At 72.7% G+C, this 19,060-nt stretch carries 20 protein-coding genes and 1 riboswitch; of the genes, 6 read left to right on the forward strand and 14 right to left on the reverse strand.

Annotated elements, in window-relative coordinates; genetic code table 11:
- Positions 1-122 precede the first annotated feature (122 nt).
- Positions 123-680 (reverse strand): hypothetical protein, encoded by a 558-nt coding sequence (locus tag ACFWW9_RS01690; RefSeq protein ID WP_390370447.1) that lies wholly within the window; start codon positions 678-680, stop codon positions 123-125.
- 197 nt (positions 681-877) lie between these two features.
- Positions 878-1,097: riboswitch (cobalamin riboswitch) on the forward strand.
- A 125-nt stretch (positions 1,098-1,222) separates the two neighbouring features.
- Between ACFWW9_RS01690 and metE the strand changes: the two genes are divergently transcribed.
- The 4 genes from metE to ACFWW9_RS01710 all read left to right on the forward strand — a co-directional run bounded on the left by metE (position 1,223) and on the right by ACFWW9_RS01710 (position 6,705).
- Positions 1,223-3,472, forward strand: coding sequence for a 5-methyltetrahydropteroyltriglutamate--homocysteine S-methyltransferase (gene metE / locus ACFWW9_RS01695; RefSeq protein ID WP_390370448.1), 2,250 nt, complete (start codon positions 1,223-1,225; stop codon positions 3,470-3,472).
- Between the two features lie 222 nt (positions 3,473-3,694).
- On the forward strand, positions 3,695-4,435 hold the full coding sequence (locus tag ACFWW9_RS01700) for a hypothetical protein (protein WP_390370449.1): 741 nt from the start codon (positions 3,695-3,697) through the stop codon (positions 4,433-4,435).
- Positions 4,436-4,586: 151 nt separating this feature from the next.
- Positions 4,587-5,414: an arylamine N-acetyltransferase gene (locus ACFWW9_RS01705; protein WP_390370450.1), complete on the forward strand. Its 828-nt coding sequence runs from the start codon at positions 4,587-4,589 to the stop codon at positions 5,412-5,414.
- Between the two features lie 85 nt (positions 5,415-5,499).
- Positions 5,500-6,705: a glycosyltransferase gene (locus tag ACFWW9_RS01710; protein ID WP_390370451.1), complete on the forward strand. Its 1,206-nt coding sequence runs from the start codon at positions 5,500-5,502 to the stop codon at positions 6,703-6,705.
- A 50-nt stretch (positions 6,706-6,755) separates the two neighbouring features.
- On the opposite strand, the gene ACFWW9_RS01715 is transcribed toward ACFWW9_RS01710, so the two are convergent.
- The 6 genes from ACFWW9_RS01715 to ACFWW9_RS01740 all read right to left on the reverse strand — a co-directional run bounded on the left by ACFWW9_RS01715 (position 6,756) and on the right by ACFWW9_RS01740 (position 11,309).
- Positions 6,756-7,745, reverse strand: coding sequence for a hypothetical protein (locus ACFWW9_RS01715; RefSeq protein ID WP_390370452.1), 990 nt, complete (start codon positions 7,743-7,745; stop codon positions 6,756-6,758).
- 98 nt (positions 7,746-7,843) lie between these two features.
- On the reverse strand, positions 7,844-8,257 hold the full coding sequence (locus tag ACFWW9_RS01720) for a VOC family protein (protein WP_390370453.1): 414 nt from the start codon (positions 8,255-8,257) through the stop codon (positions 7,844-7,846).
- A 9-nt stretch (positions 8,258-8,266) separates the two neighbouring features.
- The gene (locus ACFWW9_RS01725; RefSeq protein ID WP_390370454.1) at positions 8,267-9,316 is read right to left on the reverse strand and encodes an ABC transporter ATP-binding protein; all 1,050 of its coding nucleotides are present in this window, start codon (positions 9,314-9,316) and stop codon (positions 8,267-8,269) included.
- A complete protein-coding gene (gene modB / locus ACFWW9_RS01730; protein ID WP_390370455.1) occupies positions 9,313-10,116 on the reverse strand; it encodes a molybdate ABC transporter permease subunit in 804 nt (267 codons plus the stop codon). The genes ACFWW9_RS01725 and modB overlap by 4 nt, the downstream gene beginning before the upstream one ends.
- Positions 10,113-10,910, reverse strand: coding sequence for a molybdate ABC transporter substrate-binding protein (modA, locus tag ACFWW9_RS01735; protein WP_390370456.1), 798 nt, complete (start codon positions 10,908-10,910; stop codon positions 10,113-10,115). The genes modB and modA overlap by 4 nt, the downstream gene beginning before the upstream one ends.
- Positions 10,911-11,309, reverse strand: a complete 399-nt coding sequence (locus tag ACFWW9_RS01740) for a molybdopterin-binding protein (protein ID WP_390370457.1) — start codon at positions 11,307-11,309, stop codon at positions 10,911-10,913.
- A gap of 178 nt (positions 11,310-11,487) precedes the next feature.
- Between ACFWW9_RS01740 and ACFWW9_RS01745 the strand changes: the two genes are divergently transcribed.
- A complete protein-coding gene (locus ACFWW9_RS01745) occupies positions 11,488-11,964 on the forward strand; it encodes a molybdopterin-binding protein (RefSeq protein ID WP_390370458.1) in 477 nt (158 codons plus the stop codon).
- A 3-nt stretch (positions 11,965-11,967) separates the two neighbouring features.
- Here the strand turns inward: ACFWW9_RS01745 and ACFWW9_RS01750 are convergent, their stop codons facing one another.
- The 5 genes from ACFWW9_RS01750 to ACFWW9_RS01770 form a co-directional block, all read right to left on the reverse strand.
- Positions 11,968-12,753, reverse strand: a complete 786-nt coding sequence (locus ACFWW9_RS01750; protein ID WP_390370459.1) for a maleylpyruvate isomerase family mycothiol-dependent enzyme — start codon at positions 12,751-12,753, stop codon at positions 11,968-11,970.
- Between the two features lie 31 nt (positions 12,754-12,784).
- On the reverse strand, positions 12,785-13,987 hold the full coding sequence (locus ACFWW9_RS01755) for a cytochrome P450 (RefSeq protein ID WP_390370460.1): 1,203 nt from the start codon (positions 13,985-13,987) through the stop codon (positions 12,785-12,787).
- Complete coding sequence (locus ACFWW9_RS01760; RefSeq protein WP_390370461.1) at positions 13,984-14,421, reverse strand: cupin; 438 nt, start codon at positions 14,419-14,421, stop codon at positions 13,984-13,986. Before ACFWW9_RS01760 ends, ACFWW9_RS01755 begins: the two co-directional genes overlap by 4 nt.
- A gap of 199 nt (positions 14,422-14,620) precedes the next feature.
- On the reverse strand, positions 14,621-15,202 hold the full coding sequence (locus tag ACFWW9_RS01765) for a TetR/AcrR family transcriptional regulator (RefSeq protein WP_390370462.1): 582 nt from the start codon (positions 15,200-15,202) through the stop codon (positions 14,621-14,623).
- A 526-nt stretch (positions 15,203-15,728) separates the two neighbouring features.
- A complete protein-coding gene (locus ACFWW9_RS01770; RefSeq protein ID WP_390370463.1) occupies positions 15,729-16,544 on the reverse strand; it encodes a helix-turn-helix domain-containing protein in 816 nt (271 codons plus the stop codon).
- A gap of 124 nt (positions 16,545-16,668) precedes the next feature.
- Here ACFWW9_RS01770 and ACFWW9_RS01775 point away from each other — a divergent pair, with 124 nt between their 5' ends.
- Positions 16,669-17,499 carry an SDR family oxidoreductase gene (locus ACFWW9_RS01775; protein WP_390370464.1) on the forward strand — a complete coding sequence of 277 codons (831 nt, stop codon included), beginning with the start codon at positions 16,669-16,671 and terminating at the stop codon, positions 17,497-17,499.
- On the opposite strand, the gene ACFWW9_RS01780 is transcribed toward ACFWW9_RS01775, so the two are convergent.
- Positions 17,496-18,101 (reverse strand): response regulator, encoded by a 606-nt coding sequence (locus ACFWW9_RS01780; RefSeq protein ID WP_390370500.1) that lies wholly within the window; start codon positions 18,099-18,101, stop codon positions 17,496-17,498. The genes ACFWW9_RS01775 and ACFWW9_RS01780 overlap by 4 nt on opposite strands.
- Positions 18,101-19,060: a sensor histidine kinase gene (locus tag ACFWW9_RS01785; protein ID WP_390370465.1), complete on the reverse strand. Its 960-nt coding sequence runs from the start codon at positions 19,058-19,060 to the stop codon at positions 18,101-18,103. Before ACFWW9_RS01785 ends, ACFWW9_RS01780 begins: the two co-directional genes overlap by 1 nt.

Here is a 19,060-nt window from a genome sequence, read left to right on the forward strand (position 1 = left end):
TAAGGCTCAAATCCCCCAAGTAAAGCCGGCCTCTCAACAGCAGGCACGCGCCGCCAGGCAGTCACGCAGCAGGTGTCCTGCTGCTCAAGGAGGGGCCTCGGGAACGGGGCCTCCTCGGCGTTTCAGATCCAGTACGTGCGGACCTGGTTGATGCTGTCGACCAGGTCCTGCGGCACCGGCTGGACCTCCTTGGTCGCCGTGGCGTCGAGCGTGCGCACCACGGACTTCAGCCAGCGGGTGGTGAACCGGGTGCGGCTGGCCAGCACCGGCTCGGCCTCCCTGGCGGAGGCCGCCATCGCGACCCGCAGGTCGGTCAACGACCGCGACCACGCGCCCGCGCAGTCGATCGAGTGCAGCTGGACCAGTCCGCCCTTGTCGGGCAGCGTCGCGAGGACCCGCGTGATCGCCTTGTGCAGCGGCCGGAACACCTCCGGCTCCCGCCACGGCCCGACCTCGCCGACGCGGCGGCGCAGGATCGCCCGCAGCCGTCGGTCGCCGGTCTCGGCCAACGGGTAGGCCACGCCGAGCTTCTTGCCGGGCGGGCAGTCCGTCGTGTACTCGGCGAACCTGGCGTCGAGGACCTCGCGCAGCCCGACGAGGTAGCCTCGCAGCCGGTCGACCTCGGCCTGGTCGAAGAAGCCCAGCACGAGGTGGTCGCCGACCCGGTCCCAGCAGATCATGGCCGTACGCCTTCCTCGTGGACGTGGTCTTCCCCCGAGTAGACCACCGCGCTCCGCCGACGGCCGGGAAACCGGGGATCTGTGGTCACCCGTACTCCCGGCACTGCACTTTCGCACCCTCCGGCCCTGGTCATTGCGTTGGCAACCACCCGGCTCCCACCATCCGGACGACCTCCGACCGCCTGTCGGGACTCGGCTAGGCTCGGCCCGCTGGTGGTTCGCCGATCCCCTCGGGGCGCGGCGAGGCAAGAGGGAACCCGGTGGGAATCCGGGACTGCCCCGCAGCGGTGAGCGGGAACGACCGCCGTCACGAGAGCACTGGGCCCGACGGGCCTGGGAAGCGACGGCCAGTAGGTCCACCGGTCCTCCGGTGGGTGCCCGCGAGTCCGAAGACCTGCCACCGGCACGCGCACCACCGGTGCGCGTGGAGTCCGGGACCTCGTGGGAAGGTCCGCGCGGACACGGGTGGCGCCACGCGCCGCCCCTTCTCGCGTGCCCCCACGACGGCCCGGTCTCGTCGGCACGCTCGCGAGGAGAGAGCTGTGAACACCCCCGAAATCGGGACCACCGTGCTGGGCTTCCCCAGGATCGGCCCGCGCCGCGAGCTCAAGCGCGCGGTGGAGGCGTACTGGGCGGGCCGCGCCGACGCGGACGTCCTGGCCGCGGTCGCCCGCGAGCTGCGCGCGGACACGTGGCGGGAGCTGGCCGCCGCCGGCCTCGACTCCGTGCCCGGCAACACGTTCTCCTACTACGACCACGTGCTCGACACGGCCGTGCTGTTCGACGCCGTGCCCCGGCGGTTCTGCGACCTAGGCCTGTCCCCGGTGGACACCTACTTCGCCGCGGCCCGCGGGCGGGACAGCGTGCCGCCGCTGGAGCTGACCAAGTGGTTCGACACCAACTACCACTACCTGGTGCCGGAACTGGACCCGTCGACCCGGTTCGCGCTGGTCGGGGACAAGCCTGTCGCCGAGTTCCGCGAGGCGCTCGACCTCGGCGTCCCGACCCGGCCGGTGCTCGTCGGCCCGGTGACGTTCCTGCTGCTGGCCAAGGCCTCGGCGGACGCGCCAGAGGGCTTCACGCCGCTGGACCTGCTGGACGGGCTGGTCGACCGGTACGTCGAGCTGCTGGCGGCGCTGGCCGACGCGGGCGCGGAGTGGGTGCAGCTCGACGAGCCCGCGTTCGCGGCGGACCGCACCGAGGCCGAACTGGCCGCGCTGCGCCGCGCGTACACCCGCCTCGGCGAGGCGACCGCCCGGCCCGCGATCCTGGTCGCGGGCTACTTCGGCGACCTCGGCGAGGCGCTGCCGGTGCTCGTGGAGACCCCGGTCGAGGCCGTTGCGGTCGACCTGGTCACCGCGCCCGCCGCGGTGAACCGGATCGCGGGCCTGCCGGGGCTGCGGGACAAGACGCTGGTCGCCGGGGTCGTGGACGGCCGCAACGTGTGGCGCACGGACCTCACCGCCGCGCTGGCGAAGGCCGCGACGCTGCTCGGGTCGGTCGGCTCGCTCGCCGTGTCGACGTCGTGCTCGCTGCTGCACGTGCCGTACGACCTGGACGCCGAGACGGACCTGGACCCGGCCGTCGTGGCCAGGCTGGCGTTCGCCCGGCAGAAGGTCGCGGAGGTCGTGCTGATCGGCAAGGCGTTGCGCGACAACGACACCGGGATCAGCCACGCCGCCGCGGGCGCCCCGTCGTTCGACGGCCGGGTCCGCGCCCGGATCGACGCGCTGCGCCCCGAGCACCGCACCCGCGCCCCCTACGCCGAGCGCGCCGAGGTGCAGCGGGCCCGGCTCGCGCTGCCGCCGCTCGCCACCACGACCATCGGTTCGTTCCCGCAGACCGGCGACGTCCGCCGTGCCAGGGCGGACCTCCGCGACGGCACCCTGGACGAGGCCGGGTACGCGGAGCGGATGCGCGCCGAGATCGAGCGGGTCGTCCGGTTGCAGGAGGAGATCGGGCTGGACGTGCTGGTGCACGGCGAACCCGAGCGCAACGACATGGTGCAGTACTTCGCCGAGCACCTGGACGGCTTCGCGTCGACCCGACTCGGCTGGGTGCAGTCCTACGGGTCGCGCTGCGTGCGACCGCCGATCATCCACGGCGACGTGTCCCGCCCGGAGCCGATCACCGTGGCGTGGACGTCGTACGCGCAGTCGTTGACGGCCAAGCCGGTCAAGGGGATGCTCACCGGCCCCGTGACCATCCTGGCCTGGTCGTTCGTCCGCGACGACCAGCCGCTCGGCGACACCGCCGAGCAGGTCGCGCTGGCGCTGCGCGACGAGATCCGCGACCTGGAGGCCGCGGGCATCGGCGTCGTGCAGGTCGACGAGCCCGCCCTGCGGGAACTGCTGCCGCTGCGGGCGGAGCACCGCGAGGCCTACCTGGACTGGGCCGTCGGCTCGTTCCGGCTGGCCACGGCGGGCGCGGCCACGTCCACCCAGGTGCACACCCACCTGTGCTACTCGGAGTTCGGCGACGTCATCGACGCCATCGACGGGCTGGACGCGGACGTGACCACCATCGAGGCCGCCCGGTCCCGCATGGAGGTGCTCGACGACCTGAAGGCCATCGGGTTCAGCCGCGCGGTCGGGCCTGGCGTGTACGACATCCACTCGCCGAACGTGCCGACCGAGGACGAGGTGGTCGACCTGCTGCGCGCCGCGCTGGACGCCGTGCCCGGCGAGCGCCTGTGGGTGAACCCGGACTGCGGCCTCAAGACCCGCGGCTACGCCGAGGTGGAACCGGCGCTGCGGCACCTCGTGGCCGCCGCGCACCGCGCGCGGGGCTGATCCGCTCCGAGGGGACGGCGACGCCCACCGTCCCCTCGGGGTCCACAGTGGAGTGGCGCACTTGTGCCAAGACCTCCTTGCCGCACAACGCCTTCGCGCCCCGAACGTCGGGCCTCCAGTTGAGATCGCCGGGGAAGTTCCGCTGAACCGTTCGCGACCCGCTCCCGTGTTGACGTTGTTCGAGCGACACGGAAGCACCACTCGCGAAATCGGAGAATCCCCTTGTACCGCAAACCTGTTCTGGTTCTGGCCGCCTTCGTCGCCGCGGGCGCCGCGTTCCTCTCCGCCTGCGGCTCGCAGGACGCCGCCGCGCCCACCGACCAGCCCGACGGCGTCGAGCAGGTCGACAGCGTCAAGGGCGGCCAGGTGACGCTCACCGGCACGTCGGTCCGCCTCGTCGAGGACAAGAACCTCCCGGACACCAGCGCCGCGCAGGCCCTCGGCGGCAACGACTGCGTCGACCTCGGCCGCAAGTCGCCCGCGTCCTCGCTGGAGGCCGACGGCACCATCAAGATCTGGCTCGGCCCGAACTGCACCGGCGAGTCCGCGATCGTCAAGGGCAAGGTGAACAGGCTCGGCAAGTTCGACAACTCCATCCAGTCGATCCGCTTCGCCCCGGCCAAGGGCGCGCCGACCCAGACCGCGCCCGCGCCAGTCAACAACGGCTCGAACAACGGCACCGCGCCCGGCAACACCGGCAACGCCGCGCTGACGGCGACCAGCGCGATCCTCGACAGCGGCCTGAACCTGTCCGAGCCCGACGGCTCGCAGGGCGTCAGCGGTGTCGGCTGCGTCAACGTCACGCGCCCCACGCTGGTCCGCTCCATCCAGGCGAGCGGCACGTACAAGATCTGGAAGGGCGGCGACTGCAAGGGCGAGTCCAAGGTCGTGACCGGCAACGTCAACGACCTCGGCGCGCTCGGCTTCGACCGCCAGGTCGCCTCCATCCGCTTCGCGGGCTGATCGCGGGGGACGTGTGAGAACCGCCGACACGGTGCGCCGTAGCCGCCGGGCCATTCGGGCCCGGCGGCTTCGCCGCGTCGTCGTACCGGTTCGCCTGAGCCCCGGTGGAGCACCGTTCGGGGAGGTCGTGGCCACCGGCTAGGTTCGAGGCATGAGCGTGCTGTGGGGTGGGGACGAGCTGGACCTGGACGCCTACTTCGCCCGGATCGGGTACGAGGGCGACCGGCGACCGACCGCGGCGGTGCTGCGCGCGGTCCAACGCGCCCACGTCACGGCGATCCCGTGGGAGAACCTGGACATGGTCCTGGCCCGCCCGGTCGACCTGGCACTGGAACCGTTGCAGGCCAAGCTGGTCCGGGGCGGCCGGGGCGGCACCTGCTCCGAGCACACCACCTTGTTCGCCGCGGCCCTGGACCGCCTCGGCTTCTCGTTCACCGGGATGCAGGGCCGGGTCCGCCTGGGCTCCACCGAGATCCGCCCGTCGAGCCACAACGTGCTCCGGGTCGTGGCGGACGACCGCGTGTGGCTCTGCGACGTCGGCTTCGGCAGCAGCCCGCTGGAACCGGTGGAGCTGGCCGACGGCGCGGAATCCACCCAGGACGCCTGGCGCTACCGCTTGTCCAGTGACGCGGGGGAGTGGGTCCTGCACTCCTGGCGCGACGGCCGGTGGCTGGACGTCCACGCCTTCACCGAGACCCGCCGCTACCCGATCGACTTCGCGGTGACCAACCACTACATGGCCACCCACCCCCGGTCCCTGTTCCACGGCCGCGTGATGGCGCAGCAGATGGCCGCGAACTCCTTGACCGTGCTGGAGAACACCCGCCTGACCACCCACCGGCCGGGGGAGGAGCGGGTGGACGTGGAACTTGGGGTCGACGAGGTGGTCGGGGCGTTGGCCGACGTGTTCGGCGTGGTGCTGGACGAGGTCGACGCCAAGGTCGTGCGCGAAGTGCTCTCCGCCCACTTCAACGTATAGCCGACCGGGGGGCTTGCCGCAAGACCCCGTGCGTGCTCCAGAATTGCCCGCCTTGACGCCAGGACGTGGGGAAACGGGGATTCTTGTGCGTGTTCTGCTGACGACGTGGGGTTCTCGCGGGGACGTCGAGCCGCTGGCCGGCTTGGCGGTGGCCCTGCGCGATCTCGAGGCGGAGGTCCGGGTGTGCGCGCCGCCGGACGACGACTTCGCGGCACTGCTGGACCGGGTCGGCGTGCCGCTCGTGCCGCTGGGGCCGACGGTGCGCTCGGTCGTGGCGGGCACCCGGCCGCCGACCGCCGACGACGCGTTCCGCCTGGCCGCCGACCTGGTCGCCGCGCGGTTCACCGTGCTGGGCGAGGCCGCCGAGGACTGCGACGTCGTGGTGGCGACCGGTCTGCTGCCCGCCGGGGCGCGGGACGTGGCCGAGAAGCGGGGGATCCGCTACGTGTACGCGTGCTTCCACCTCGCGGGCCTGCCGTCCCGGCACTTCCGCCCCGGTCGGCGTCCGGGGACGCCGTCCTCGCCCGACGAGACCGACCACCGCGTCCTGTGGGAGGAGGACGCCCAGCGGGTGAACGCCCTGTACGGCCCGGCCCTCGCGGCCCACCGTGTGGCACTCGACCTGCCCCCGGTGGACAACGTCCGCGACCACGTCTTCACCGACCACCCGTGGCTCGCGGCCGACCCGCTGCTGTGCCCGTCGAAGGGCATGACGGATCTCGACGTCGTGCAGACCGGCGCGTGGATCCTCCCCGACGACCGCCCCCTGCCGGACGACGTCGAGGCGTTCCTGGCCGCGGGCCCGCCCCCGGTGTACGTGGGCTTCGGCAGCATGGCCGCCTACGCGCCCCGTGACGTGGCCAGGTCGGCCATCGAAGCGGGCCGCGCCCACGGCCGCCGGATCGTGCTCGGCAGCGGGTGGGCGGGCCTGGAGACCATCGACGACGCCGACGACTGCCTCGTCGTGGGGGAGGTCAACCAGCAGGCGCTGTTCAGCCGGGTGGCCGCCGTCGTCCACCACGGCGGCGCGGGCACCACCACGACAGCCGCCCGAGCCGGAACGCCCCAGGTCGTGATCCCCCTGATCGCGGACCAGCCGTACTGGGCCGCGCGGGTGACCGACCTGGGCATCGGCACCACCCACGACGACCCGACCCCGACGTCCCTGTCCACCGCCTTGACCACGGCACTGGCCCCGGAGACGGCGGCACGGGCCAGGACCGTCGCGGCCTCGATCCGCTCCGACGGGGCGGCGGTGGCCGCGAAGCTGCTGCTCGACGGGCCGGCCTGACGTCGTCGGGGGCGCGGCTTCGTGAGCCGCGCCCCCGACGACGGACCCGGTCAGGGTGCGGTGAGGGGGCTGTCCAGGCCGTCGGGGGAGGTGCGGGGGGTGAGGCGGCTGTCCGCGGGGACGGTGGCGGGGAAGCCGAGCACGGCGAGCCTGCCGTTCACGCCGTTGCCCGCGTTGCAGTCGGTGGTGCACGGGGTGGGCGGGTTGGCGACCTCGGTGGCGTCCTCACCGGTGACCATGCCCATCCGGCCTCCGCTGGCCACGTCCCACACGCTCGTGGCGCCGCAGTGGTCGCGGGTCTCGGACAGGCCGAGCGGGTTCGTGAAGTCGGGGCCGCAGGACGCCTGCCGGACGCGCGTGGCGACCTGGGCGCTGTCGCGGAGCACCAGTTTCGGCGCCGCGTCGGAGCCGATGTTCACCCGCGGGGTCACCTGCACGCAGAACTGCGACGGCGGGCCTGCCGTGACGCTGGTGCACTCCGAACCGAGGAACTGGCCCAACTGGGCGCGGAACGCCGGGTTGTCGTAGTAGAAGGCGTTGTCCGCCAAGGTGTGCACGATCCGCGTGCGGGTGCCGTCCGCCCGTTCCGGCTCCATCTGGAAGATCCCGCCCTGCGCGCAGTCCTTCGCGGTGATCTTCATGCTCACCCCGGAGCCCGCCCGGCCGATCTCCACGGTCTCCTTGCGCACCCGCAGGTCGATGCCGCCGGTCAACGCCAGCCCGCGGTGGTCCGGCACCTTGCTCGCGTACACCGGGGTCGCCACGCCGCCGGTCATGTCGCCCACGTTCGGGCTGCCGGTGAAGGCGTAGTCGTAGATCCCGAGCGTGGCCGGGTCCACGTCGAACCTGGTGTACCTGCCCTGCACGGTGAACCGGCCCGCGGGCGCGGGCACGGTGCCGCGGAACTCCGACGCCCCGCTCTTGCCCAGGACGGTGAACCCGCCGCCGTCGCAGAACTTCGAGCTCGCCGCCGACGCCGCGGGCACGGCCACCAGGGGCAGGGCGAGCAGGAACACCGCGAGAATCCGTTGTGGGGACACGGAAGCACTCCTCAGTCCGGGACGCCGTGGTGACGTCGCGGCACCCCACTATGCCCCAGATCGTTCAACCTTCAACCAAACGAGACGACGCGAAGGGGTCAGCAGACGCAGAACTCGTTGCCCTCCGGATCCGCCATCACGACGTGGTGCCCCTCGGCGACCCACAACGTCCGCGCGCCCGCCTCCGTCAGCACCGCCACCCGGTCCAGCACCCGCGCCCACCGCTCCTCGTCCGTCCCCTGCCCGGACACCCGGATGTCCAGGTGCAGCCGGTTCTTCGCGGTCTTCGGCTCCGGCACCTCCAGCAGCGACAACCGCGGCCCCACGCCCGTCGGGTCGTGCAGCCACGCCCCGCCGCCCTCGTCGTCCTCGGGCAGGTCGAACGAGGCCAGCCACTCCTCGCGCGTCGCGAAGGGCGGGGGCGGTGGCTCGTCCTCGTAGCCCAGCGCCAGTTTCCAGAACGCCGCCATCACCGCGGCGTTCGCGCAGTCGAACGTCAACCCGATCGTCATGACAGCAACCTACGCCGGGTACGTGTGCACCTCGGTGGCTTTCAGCGCCGCCCACAGCCGCACGCCCGGCACCAGCCGCAGTTCGGCCACCACGGCCGTCGTCACGTCGACCAGCACCGGCGGTTCCCCGGCCAGCCGCACCCGCACGGTGTGCGCGTGCTGCTCGACCCCCACCACCACGACCTCCCACGTGTTGCGCGGGCTCCCCGTCGGCCGAGTCGGGTGCAGGCTCACCGCGGAGGGCGGGAACGCCACGTGCACGGCCCCGGACACCGGCTCGGCGACCGTCAACGACCCGCCGTCGTCCAGCGCCACCACCGACCCGGACCCCGTGCCCCGGTACAGGTTCAGCCCCACCAGTTGCGCCACGTACTCGGTCCGCGGCTGCCGGGCGACCTCGGTGGGCGACCCCGTCTGCACCACCCGGCCCCGCTCCACGATCACCAGCCGGTCGGCCAGCACCATCGCGTCCAGCGGGTCGTGCGTCACCAGCAGCGTCCGCCCGGTGTACTCCTCCAGGTGCCGCCCCAGTTCCGTGCGCACCAGCAGCCGGTTCCCGGCGTCCAGCGCCGCCAGCGGCTCGTCCAGCAGCAGCACCGACGGCGCCGTCGCCAACGCCCGCGCCAACGCCACCCGCTGCGCCTGCCCACCGGACAACGCCCCCGGCCGCGTCCCGCCGTACTCGGCCAGCCCCACCCGCTCCAGCCACTCGAACGCGATCTTCCGCGCGGCCCGCCGGTCCATCCCCCGTGCCCGCAGCCCGAACGCCACGTTCTCCACCGCCGTCAGGTGCCCGAACAGCAGGTAGTCCTGGAACACCACGCCGACCGGCCGCTTCTCCGGCCGCAGGAACACCGACGGCGGCCGGTCCCACACCGCGTCGTCGACCAGGATCTCCCCGCCCCCCAACGGGAGCAGCCCGGCCAACGCCCGCAGCGCCGTCGTCTTCCCGGCCCCGTTGGGCCCCAGCAGCGCGACCACCTCACCGGGGGCCACGGTCAGCCCCAGGTCCAGCTGGAACTCCGACCGCGAGACCTGGATCTCCGCCGTCAACGTCATGTCGCCCCGCTGATCCACCGGTCGCGCAGGCTCGCCAGCACGACCACCGACACCAGCAGCAGCACGATGCTCAGCACGATCGCCGCGTCCGGGTCCGTCTCCAGCGCCAGGTACACCGCGAGCGGCATCGTCGTCGTCTTGCCGGGGAAGTTGCCCGCGAACGTGATCGTGGCCCCGAACTCGCCGAGCGCCCGCGCCCAGCACAGGACCGTGCCCGCCACGATGCCCGGCAGGATCGTCGGCAGCGTGACCCGCCGGAACGTCAGCCACCGCGACGCGCCGAGCGTCGCGGCCGCTTCCTCGAACCGGGGATCGGCCGCGCGCAGCGCGCCCTCGACCGAGATCACCAGGAACGGCATCGCCACGAACGCCTCGGCGATCACGACACCGGTCGTGGTGAACGGCAGCGACAGCCCGAACCACGAGTCCAGGTACGACCCGATCAGCCCGCGCCGCCCCAGCACCAGCAGCAGCGCCACGCCGCCGACCACGGGCGGCAGCACCAGCGGAACGGTCACCAGCGCCCGCAGGAGGCCGCGCCCCGGCACGTCGCCGCGGGCCAGCAGCCACGCGAGCGGCACGCCGAAGAACAGGCAGATCACCGTGGCCAGGCTGGCGCAGAGCAGCGACAGGCCGAGCGCCTGGCCGACGGCCGGGCTGGAGAGCTGGTCGAACAGGGTCGGCCACGGGGCTCGGACCAGCAGTCCCGCCAACGGGACCACGAGGAACGCGAGGCCGAGCACCGCGGGCACCACGAGGACGAGCGGTAGCCGCCCTCGGGTGCCCGCACGCTTCGTCACGGAGCGGCGAAGCCCGCGGCGGACAGCACCGAGACGCCCTTGGCGGACAGCACGAAGTCCACGAAGGCCTTGGCGGCGGCCGCGTTCGGCGCCTTCGCCAGCGGCGCGATCGGGTAGTCGTTGACGGCCTTGTCGGACTCCGGGAACTCGATGCCCTCGACGTCACCGCCCGCGGACTTCACGTCCGTCTTGTACACCAGCGCCGCGTCCACCTCGCCGAGCTTCACCTTGGTGAGCACGGCCTTCACGTCCTGCTCCAGCGTGTCCGGCGCGGCGGTGATGCCCGCGGTCTCGAACACCTTCTTCGCGGCCGCGCCGCACGGGACCTGCTCGGCGCACAGCGCGATCTTCAGGTCCGCCTTGCCGAAGTCGGCCAGCCCGGTGATCTTGGCCGGGTTGCCCTTCGGGACGGCGATCTCCAGCTTGTTCTTCACGAACGTCGTCGCGGTGCCGGTGATGCCGCCCGCGTCGCTGACCGTCTTCATGTTGGCGGGCGCGGCGGAGGCGAACACGTCCGCGGGCGCGCCGGAGTTGATCTGGGTGGCCAGCGCGGAGCTGCCCGCGAAGTTGAAGGTCACCTTCACACCGGGGTTCGCGGCCTCGAAGTCCTTGCCGAGCTGGGTGAACGACTCCGTCAGCGACGCGGCCGCGAACACGGTCAGCGCCCCGGTGACGGCGGGCGCGCTGGACGTGGGCGACGCGGACGGTGCGACGGTGGACGCGGTGTCCTGCGCCGAGCAGCCGACCAGCGACAGGGCCGCGGCCAGCACGACCACACCTGTGCGACGGAACATTCAGGCCTCCGGGATCTCGACGACGACGTGCGTTGACTTGATCGAGGCGACGGCGACCACCCCGACCTCCAGACCGAGCTCCTCGGCGGCTTCCCGGCTCATCAGGGACACCACCCGGAACGGTCCGGCCTGCATCTCGACCTGGGCCATCACGCCGTCCTTCACCACGCGGGTCACGATGCCCCGCATCCGGTTCCTGGCGGTCGACGCGACCGTGGCCCCCGGTTCGGGGTTGTCCGCGAGCTGCTGGGCGAACGCGGCGAGGGCGCTGCCCTCGACGGCCATCCGCCCGTTGTCGCCGCTCACGACCGGCAGGCGGCCCTGGTCGGCCCATCGGCGCACGGTGTCGTCGCTGACCCCGAGGAGGGACGCGGCTTCACTGATCCGCAGATTCGGCATACCGCGGAGTCTATCGCCGCGACCACGGGATTCCACGCCATCCGCACCTGCGGCACCAATCGTGATCAACCTCCGCAAAAGCCGGTGATCAGCGATTGACGATGCGTATTCGCGGAGCGAAAACTGTCCACTGTTGGTGGCTTCTGCGATCGACCACTCCGGACTTACCGTGGGGGTCATGGACTTACTGCCGGAGGTGCGGGTCCCCGCTCAGCGGCCGCCGCTGGGCGCGGACGAGGTGCTGGTCAGCGGCGCCGTCCGGCAGGAGTGGGTGATCACCACACCGGACCTGCACGCCCACGCGGGCCTGCCGGTGGACGTCCACTACGTCACCACCCGCCGCCGCGAGGTCCACCACGTGCAGGGCGTCCCGCTGCACCAGGTGCTCCAGCGGACCCGGCTCCTGCTCGACGAGCGGCGCAAGATGGACCACCTCAACTTCGTGGTCCAGGCCCGCTCCGAGGACGGCTTCCAGGTGCTGCTGTCGTGGGCCGAGGTCGACCCCGAGTTCGGCGGCTGCCCAGCCCTGCTCGCGACCCGCTACAACGGCGAGGTCCTCACCAGGCCGACGCTCGTGGTGCCGACGGACGGCCGCTCCAGCCGCTACGTGCGGCGGCTGTGCGGCCTGCACCTGGTGCGGGTCGACCAGCGGTAGGCCTCAGTAGCCGGGGAAGAGCTTCCGCAGGTCGTCCAGGTCCACGCCGGTCGCCGACACCGAGGCCGGGGTGTGCGCGGGCTGGTGGCGACCGGTGACCAGGCGGACCAGGTACTCCGCGGGCGTGACCAGGTCGCCGTCCGCCGCGTCGGGCGCGTCCGGCTCCAAGGTCACCGACTCGCCGACGACCAGGCCGAGGGTCCGGGTCGGCTCCGAGGTGCGCACGACCAGGCTCAGCCCGCCGTCGTACCGGTCGGCCCTGCCCGCGAAGGAGACGAGCATCCCCAGGCCGTCCAGCAGGATCCCGGTGGCCTCCGGCGCGATCGTGGCCGCCGGGTCGACCGCGACCCGCGCGTCCCACGAGTGCAGCGCGAACTCGCTCAGCCTCATGGCGGCGGCGGTCGTGACGTCGACCGGCCGGGGGAAGTGCGGGAACGTGATCAGCAGTTCGTCACGGGTCCGCTGGTCCAGTCCCTCGTAGCGGGCCGTCAGGTCCTCGTTCGCGGTGACGAACTCCGCCGCCTGCTCGGCCGGGGACAGCGCGTCCCAGTGCGCCCACACGGACCTGTTGAACTCGAGGTCGGGGACCTCGGTCCCGTTCACGGCGGCCTCGAGCGTGGCCAGGCCGATCCGCGCGCCGCTGCCGAGGTGGCTCAGCACCTGCGCGACGGTCCAGTCCTCCGAGCCGGACGTGCGCAGGAGGTCGTCCGGGGAGAGACCGGACACGACCTCCACCAGGTCGTCGTGACCGCGGCGCAGCGCGCCGACCGGGGTGTTCGTGGAAGCCATCGCCATCGTCCTTTGGTTCATGGGGACCGGGTCAGCGCACGCGCACCGGCAACGTGCTCAACCCGCGCACGAAGGTGCTCTTGCGCCACTCCAGCTCGTCCGGCTCCGCGTCCAGCTCCAGCACCTCGAACCGGGCCAGCAGCGCGCCGAGCGCGATCCGGGCCTCCAGCCGGGCCAGCGGGGCCCCGACGCAGTAGTGGATCCCGTGGCCGAAGGCCAGGTGGCCCGCGGCGGCACGGGTGGTGTCGAGCACCTCGGGGTCGGTGAACCGCGCCCCGTCGTGGTTGGCGCCCAGCAGGGAGATCATGACGAACTGGTCGGCCGGGATCTCCACGTCGCCGACGCGCACCGGCTCGGTGGTGAACCGCGTGGTCGCGATGTGGATCGGGCTGTCGTAGCGGAGGAACTCCTCGATCGCGGCGGGCAGGCCGGACGGGTCTGCGCGCAGCGCCGCCAGCTGCTCGGGGTGCCGCAGCAGCGCCAGCACGCCGTTGCCGATGAGGTTCGCGGTCGTCTCGTGGCCCGCGAAGACCAGCAGGAACGCCATCGCCACGAGTTCCGCCTCGGACAGCCGGTCCCCGTCCACCATGACGTGCACGAGGTCCGACAGCAGGTCCTCGCCGGGGTCGGCGCGCTTCACCGCGATCAGCTCGGCGAAGTACGCCTTGATCTCCCGGCCCGCCCGCTCCACACCCTCGGAGTAGCCGACGACGAACGGCATCGACCAGTCGCGGATCTTCGCCCGGTCCGCGAGCGGGACGCCGAGCAGTTCCGAGATGACCTCGATCGGCAGCGGGAGGGCGAACGACTCGATCAGGTCGGCGCGGCCCCGCGCGGCCACGTCGTCGAGCAGGCCGTCGACGATCCGCTCGACCTGCGGGGCCAGGCGCGCCACGGCCTTGCCGGTGAACGCCTTCGTGACCAGCCTGCGGAGCCGGGTGTGGTCCGGCGGGTCGCTCTGGAGCATGTTGTGCGACAGGTCGCTCGACAGCGCGGAGTTCACGTCGTCCGGGTACAGCTCCAGCGCACGGTTGTGGTCCTTGGCCAAGCGCGGGTCGGCGAGCAGCGCGCGTGCCTCGGCGTAGTCGGTGACCAGCCAGGCGTCCGGGGCCGCGGACATCGTGACCCGCCGCACGGGCCCGGTCTCGCGGATCTCGCGGTACACCTCGTGCGGGGAGAACGCGAACCGCCGGGTGACCCGCAGCGGCTGCTCCTCCGCGCGCAGGTCGGTCATCGGTCGCACGCGGGCGCGGGCGCGTCGTCCGACAGCGGCGCGCCGGTCGGCAGGACGTACAGGACCTCCAGCACCATCGGCGTCGTGCCGAGGTTGCGTCCGATGTGGACGTTGTCCGCGCCGCTCGGCTCGGTGATCGGCGCGCCCGCCGGGTACACGCCGTCCACGGCGCAGTCGTGGCCGAAGTGGGTGAGCGTGCCGGACTTCACCAGGCCGTACAGCTCGCCCTCGTGGAAGTGCCACCCGGTCGCGCCGCCGGGCTGGATGGTGATCTCGCGGACCACGTAGTCCTTGTCGCCCACCGTGTGCTGGAACAGCAGCTTCGCGGACACCCCCGTGCCGGGCGTCGCCGACGACACCCCGGTGAGGGCCCCCAACGCGGCGACCGCGACGGCTCCGACGACCACGGCACGACCGAAAACGTTGCTGCGCATCCCCGAACTTCTTCCCTCGCCGGTACCGGACGACCCCATGCTAGGAGCCCCGGACGGTGGCGCGGGCGCGGTGTTCGCGCCCCCCACAACCCGTCCCGCGGCCCTACCAGGCGAAGCACCGGGTTTTCCGGCCGGAGGAGTGGCGTGAAGTCGCCATTCCCGACCCGAGGAATGCCGCTCCACAGTGGACCGAACCGGGTCAGGCGGCCGCGTCGCCGATCAGCTTCTCCGCCACCGGCCTCGCGGCGTCGAACGCCGCCAGGTCGCCGGTCGACGTGGCCAGCGCCGTCGCCCCCTCGAACAGCAGCATCAGCGCCCGGCCCAGTTCCTCGGGCTCCTTGCACCCGGCTTCGCGCGCGGACTGCGCGATCCGCCGCTCGAAGCTCTCCTTGTACTCGTGGATCACCGGCGTCGCCGGGTGGCCGGGCATCGTCAGCTCCACGCTCGCGTTGTGGAACGCGCACCCCCGGAAGCGCGCGGGGTCCGGCCGGTCGAACAGCTGCGCCAACCGCTCCCGCGGCGCGAGCGCGTCGTCGAACAGGTTCCGCTCGGCTGGCGACACCCGCTTCTCGCGCAGGTGCGCCAGGTACGCGGCGATCAGCTCGTCCTTACCGCCGTAGAGCTGGTAGAGCGTGCGCTTGGAGACCCCCGCCACCTCGCACAGCTCGCTGACACCGGTCGCCTGGATCCCGTTCCGGTAGAACAGGCTGATCGACGCCGCGAGCAGGCGTTTGCGAGGGCTGAGTGGTGGTGGTGCGACATCTGCGCTTGGAGTCCCCATTGCTTTATGGTACCGATCGCTTTCCGCTATTTCACGTGGAATTCCCACACGATCTCGCCACGGTAGGAGGTAACGCCCGAGAGGGCCTGCGAGGTGGGCGAACCCGGTGGCCGTGCCCGGAAACGGTGAACTCTCCCGTTTTCGGCACCGGGGTGGTATTTCCGCATTTCTGCGGCACTCGTCCGCGCGAGGGAAGTCCTCGGCACGCGAAATCAGGGCACCGAACAATGGAAAATGAACGGTACCCGATAACCGGTCGCGGATCAGTTCTTCGTCGCGCCGCCGACGCTCGGCCCGCGTGCTCGCCGCGGGCCGACCGGCGCACCCCCGCGAGCACTCCGGCCGCGGTCCGGCCCGTGTCCTCCGGGCACGCCGAAGAGAGCTGTCGACAAAGTGGTCCCCCCTGTGTGACGCCCGGTCCACCCCCTGCGGAACGGGCGAGAGGGACGGTACTCACCGAACCAGCCCCAGGGCAGCCGCCAGTGGGGGGTAACGGCGAGTGACGATGAGCACACCCAGTGAGTCGCTACACGCGCGTGCCCGCGTCCAGCAGCGCCAGCGCCTCGGCGGCCGGACTGCCCGGTTCGGCGTGGTACACCACGAGGAGCAGCCGGTCCGCCCCGACGACGGCGAACTTCTCCAGCCGGAGTTCCAGGTCGCCGAACCGGGGGTGTCGGACGACGGTGGTGACACTGCCGCCCCGCTGGACGTCGTGGCGCGCCCACAGCCTGCGGAACCGGTCGCTGAGCAGCGACAGCTCCTCGACGAGCGCCGCGAGGTGCGGGTCGTCGACGTCGGCCCCGACCTCCGCGCGCAGCTGGGCGACGAGGGACGCGGCGTTCTCCTCCCAGTCCGGGTGGCACCGCACCCCGTCCGGGTCGGTGAACAGCGCGCGCAGCCGGTTCTCGCCCGGCGCCATGTGCGGCGACAGCGCTTGCGCCAGGCGGTTGGCGGCCAGCACGTCCCGGTACCGGTTCACGACGAACGCGGGCACGGTCAGCGTGTCCAGCAGCATCCGCACGCCGTCGGGCACCTCCTCCACCGGCTGGGGAACGCGGGCGCGCGGCCGGTGCCGGGCGAGTTCGGCGAGGTGCGCGGCGCTCTCGGCGTCGAGCTGGAGCACGGCGGCGAGTGCGTCCAAGACCTGGGTGGAGGGGTTTCGATCCCGGCCCCGTTCCAGCCGCAGGTAGTACTCCGCGCTGATGCCCGCGAGCAGGGCGACCTCCTCGCGCCGCAGCCCCGGCACCCGGCGCAGACCGCCGGACCGCAGGCCGACCTCCTCCGGGCGCACCAGTTCCCGGCGGGCGCGCAGGAAGGCTCCGAGGACGTTGTCGGACTCCACCAGGCCACGGTACGTCCACTCCGGACGCCGTGGGTATCCCCTGGCACTACCCGGAACACGGGGGATCTGCCGCGGCCCGCGGCGGGCTCGCAGACTCGGGGCACCCCCTCGGAAAGGCACGTCCATGGTTCAGCGCACGTGGTTCATCACCGGCGTCAGCAGCGGTTTCGGCCGCCACCTCGCCGAACAGCTCCTCGACCGCGGCGACCGCGTCGCGGGCACGGTCCGCCGCGAAGGCGCGGTCGACGACCTGGTGGCCCAGCACGGCGACCGGCTGCGGCTCCACCACCTCGACCTCACCGACCTGCCCGCCGTGCGCCCCGTGGTGGACAGCGCGTTCGCCGAGTTCGGTCGGATCGACGTGATCGTCACCAACGCCGGGTACGCCGTGTTCGGCGCGGCCGAGGAGGCGACCGACGAGCAGGTCGTGCACCAGATCACCACCAACCTGCTCGGCTCGATGCAGGTCGTCCGCGCGGCCCTCCCGCACCTGCGGGCGCAGGGTGGCGGCAGGCTCGTGCAGCTCTCCACCTACGGCGGCCAGGCCACCAACGCGGGCGGATCGCTCTACCACGCGGGCAAGTGGGGGATCGAGGGCTTCATGGAGGCCGTCGCGAAGGAGGTCGAGCCGTTCGGCATCGGCGTCACGATCGTCGAACCGGGCGGCGCGCGCACCGACTTCCGCTACGGCGGCCTCACCCTGGCGACCCCGATGGCCGCCTACGACGGCACGCCCGCGGCGCTGGTGCGCGGCATCCAGGACCGGAGCCGCCCGTCGCTCGGCGACCCGGCGAAGATGGCCGAGCTGATCATCGCGAGCGTCGACGAGACCCCGGCTCCACTGCGGCTCGTGCTGGGCAGCGACTCCTACCGGATCATCACGACCGCGCTGCGCGACCGGTTGGCGCAGATCGAGCCGCAGGAGGAGCGGGCGGCGTCGACCGACTGGCGCTAGAAGCGCGAGCGCGCCCACCGGGACAGCGCGCGGCGGTTCGGGAGTTGCAGTTTGCGCAGGACGGCGGCGGCGTGCGTCTCGACCGTGCGCCCGGAGATCGACAGCCGGTCGCCGACCTCGCGGTAGGTGTAGCCCGCGGCGACCAGCCGCAGCACGTCCCGCTCGCGCGGCGTGAGGCCGTCGAGGTCCGGGTCGCCGCGGAACGCGTCCAGCACGAAACCCGCGAGGTGCGGCGAGAAGCAGGCGTCGCCCTCGTGGACCTGGCGGATGGCGGCCCGCAGGTCCGCGCCGGTGATCGCCTTCGTCACGTACCCCCGCGCCCCCGCGCGGATCACCGCGATCACGTCCCGCGCGGCGTCGGACACCGACAGCGCCAGGAACCGCACCGCCGGGAACTCCGGGACCGCCGCTTCCAGCACCGCCCGCCCGCCGCCACCGGGCAGGTGCACGTCCAGCAGCACCACGTCCGGCGTCAGCGCGCGCACGGCGGCCAGCGCGGACGCCACGTCCTCGGCCTCGCCGACCACCTCGACCTCCGCGCCGATCTCGGCCCGCACCCCGGACCTGACCAGCGCGTGGTCGTCGACCACCAGCACCCGGATCACGGACGCCCCACCGGCATCCGCAGCTCCACCTCGGTGCCCTCGCCCACCATCGTGCGGATCACCGCCGTACCGCCCTCGTGGCGCATCCGGCGTTCGATGGAGTCGGCGATGCCCCGCCGCCCCGACCCGGCGTGCACGGCCGGGTCGAACCCCCGGCCCCGGTCCCGCACCAACGCGAACACCTCCGCCTCCGTCACCTCCGCGAACACCGACACCCTCGGCACCCCGCCGTGCTTCGCGGCGTTGGCCAGCGCCTCCCGCACCGCGCCGACCACCGCCCGCGACCGGGCGTCCAGCTCGCACGTGCCGACCGACACCAGCTCCACCACCACGTCGAACGTGTCCTCCACGACCTCGGCCGTCGCCGTCAGCGCGGCGGCGAAGTCGGTGCCCGCCACCGGCTGCCGCCCGTACAGCCACGCCCGCAGGTCCCGTTCGGTGCCGCGGGCCAACTTGCGGACCTCGGTCGTCTCCGCGTGCTTCTGGATCATCGTCAACGCCTGGAGCACCGAGTCGTGCAGGTGCGCCGCCAGGTCCGCGCGCTCCTCCGCGCGGGCCCTGGCGGCGCGTTCCCGCGCCAGCATCCGGGTCGTGACGAACAGCCAGGGGAACACCGCCGCGCCGACCAGCGCGATCCCGCCCGCGGCGAACACCGACAGCATCACCGTCGGCGACGACAGGTCGCCGCGGAAGGCCACCGCCACCGCGATCCCGCCGACCGCGATCACCACCGCGGTCGCCACCGCCGCCCGTGACAGCCCGCCCGCCTCGTCGTCGTGGCGGACCTTCCGGTGGGCGAGCGCCACCCACGGCCCGACGGTCGTCGTGACCACGGCCAGCATGATCACGACGACCACCGGCAGGCTCGGCCGCGGCGTGTGGACGATGGCCCACCACAGCGCGCCGAAACCCAGCAGCCCCAAGAACCCCAGCACGATCAAGCCGCGCGTCCCCAT

Source organism: Umezawaea sp. NPDC059074, from assembly GCF_042738955.1.
Lineage (GTDB): Bacteria > Actinomycetota > Actinomycetes > Mycobacteriales > Pseudonocardiaceae > Umezawaea.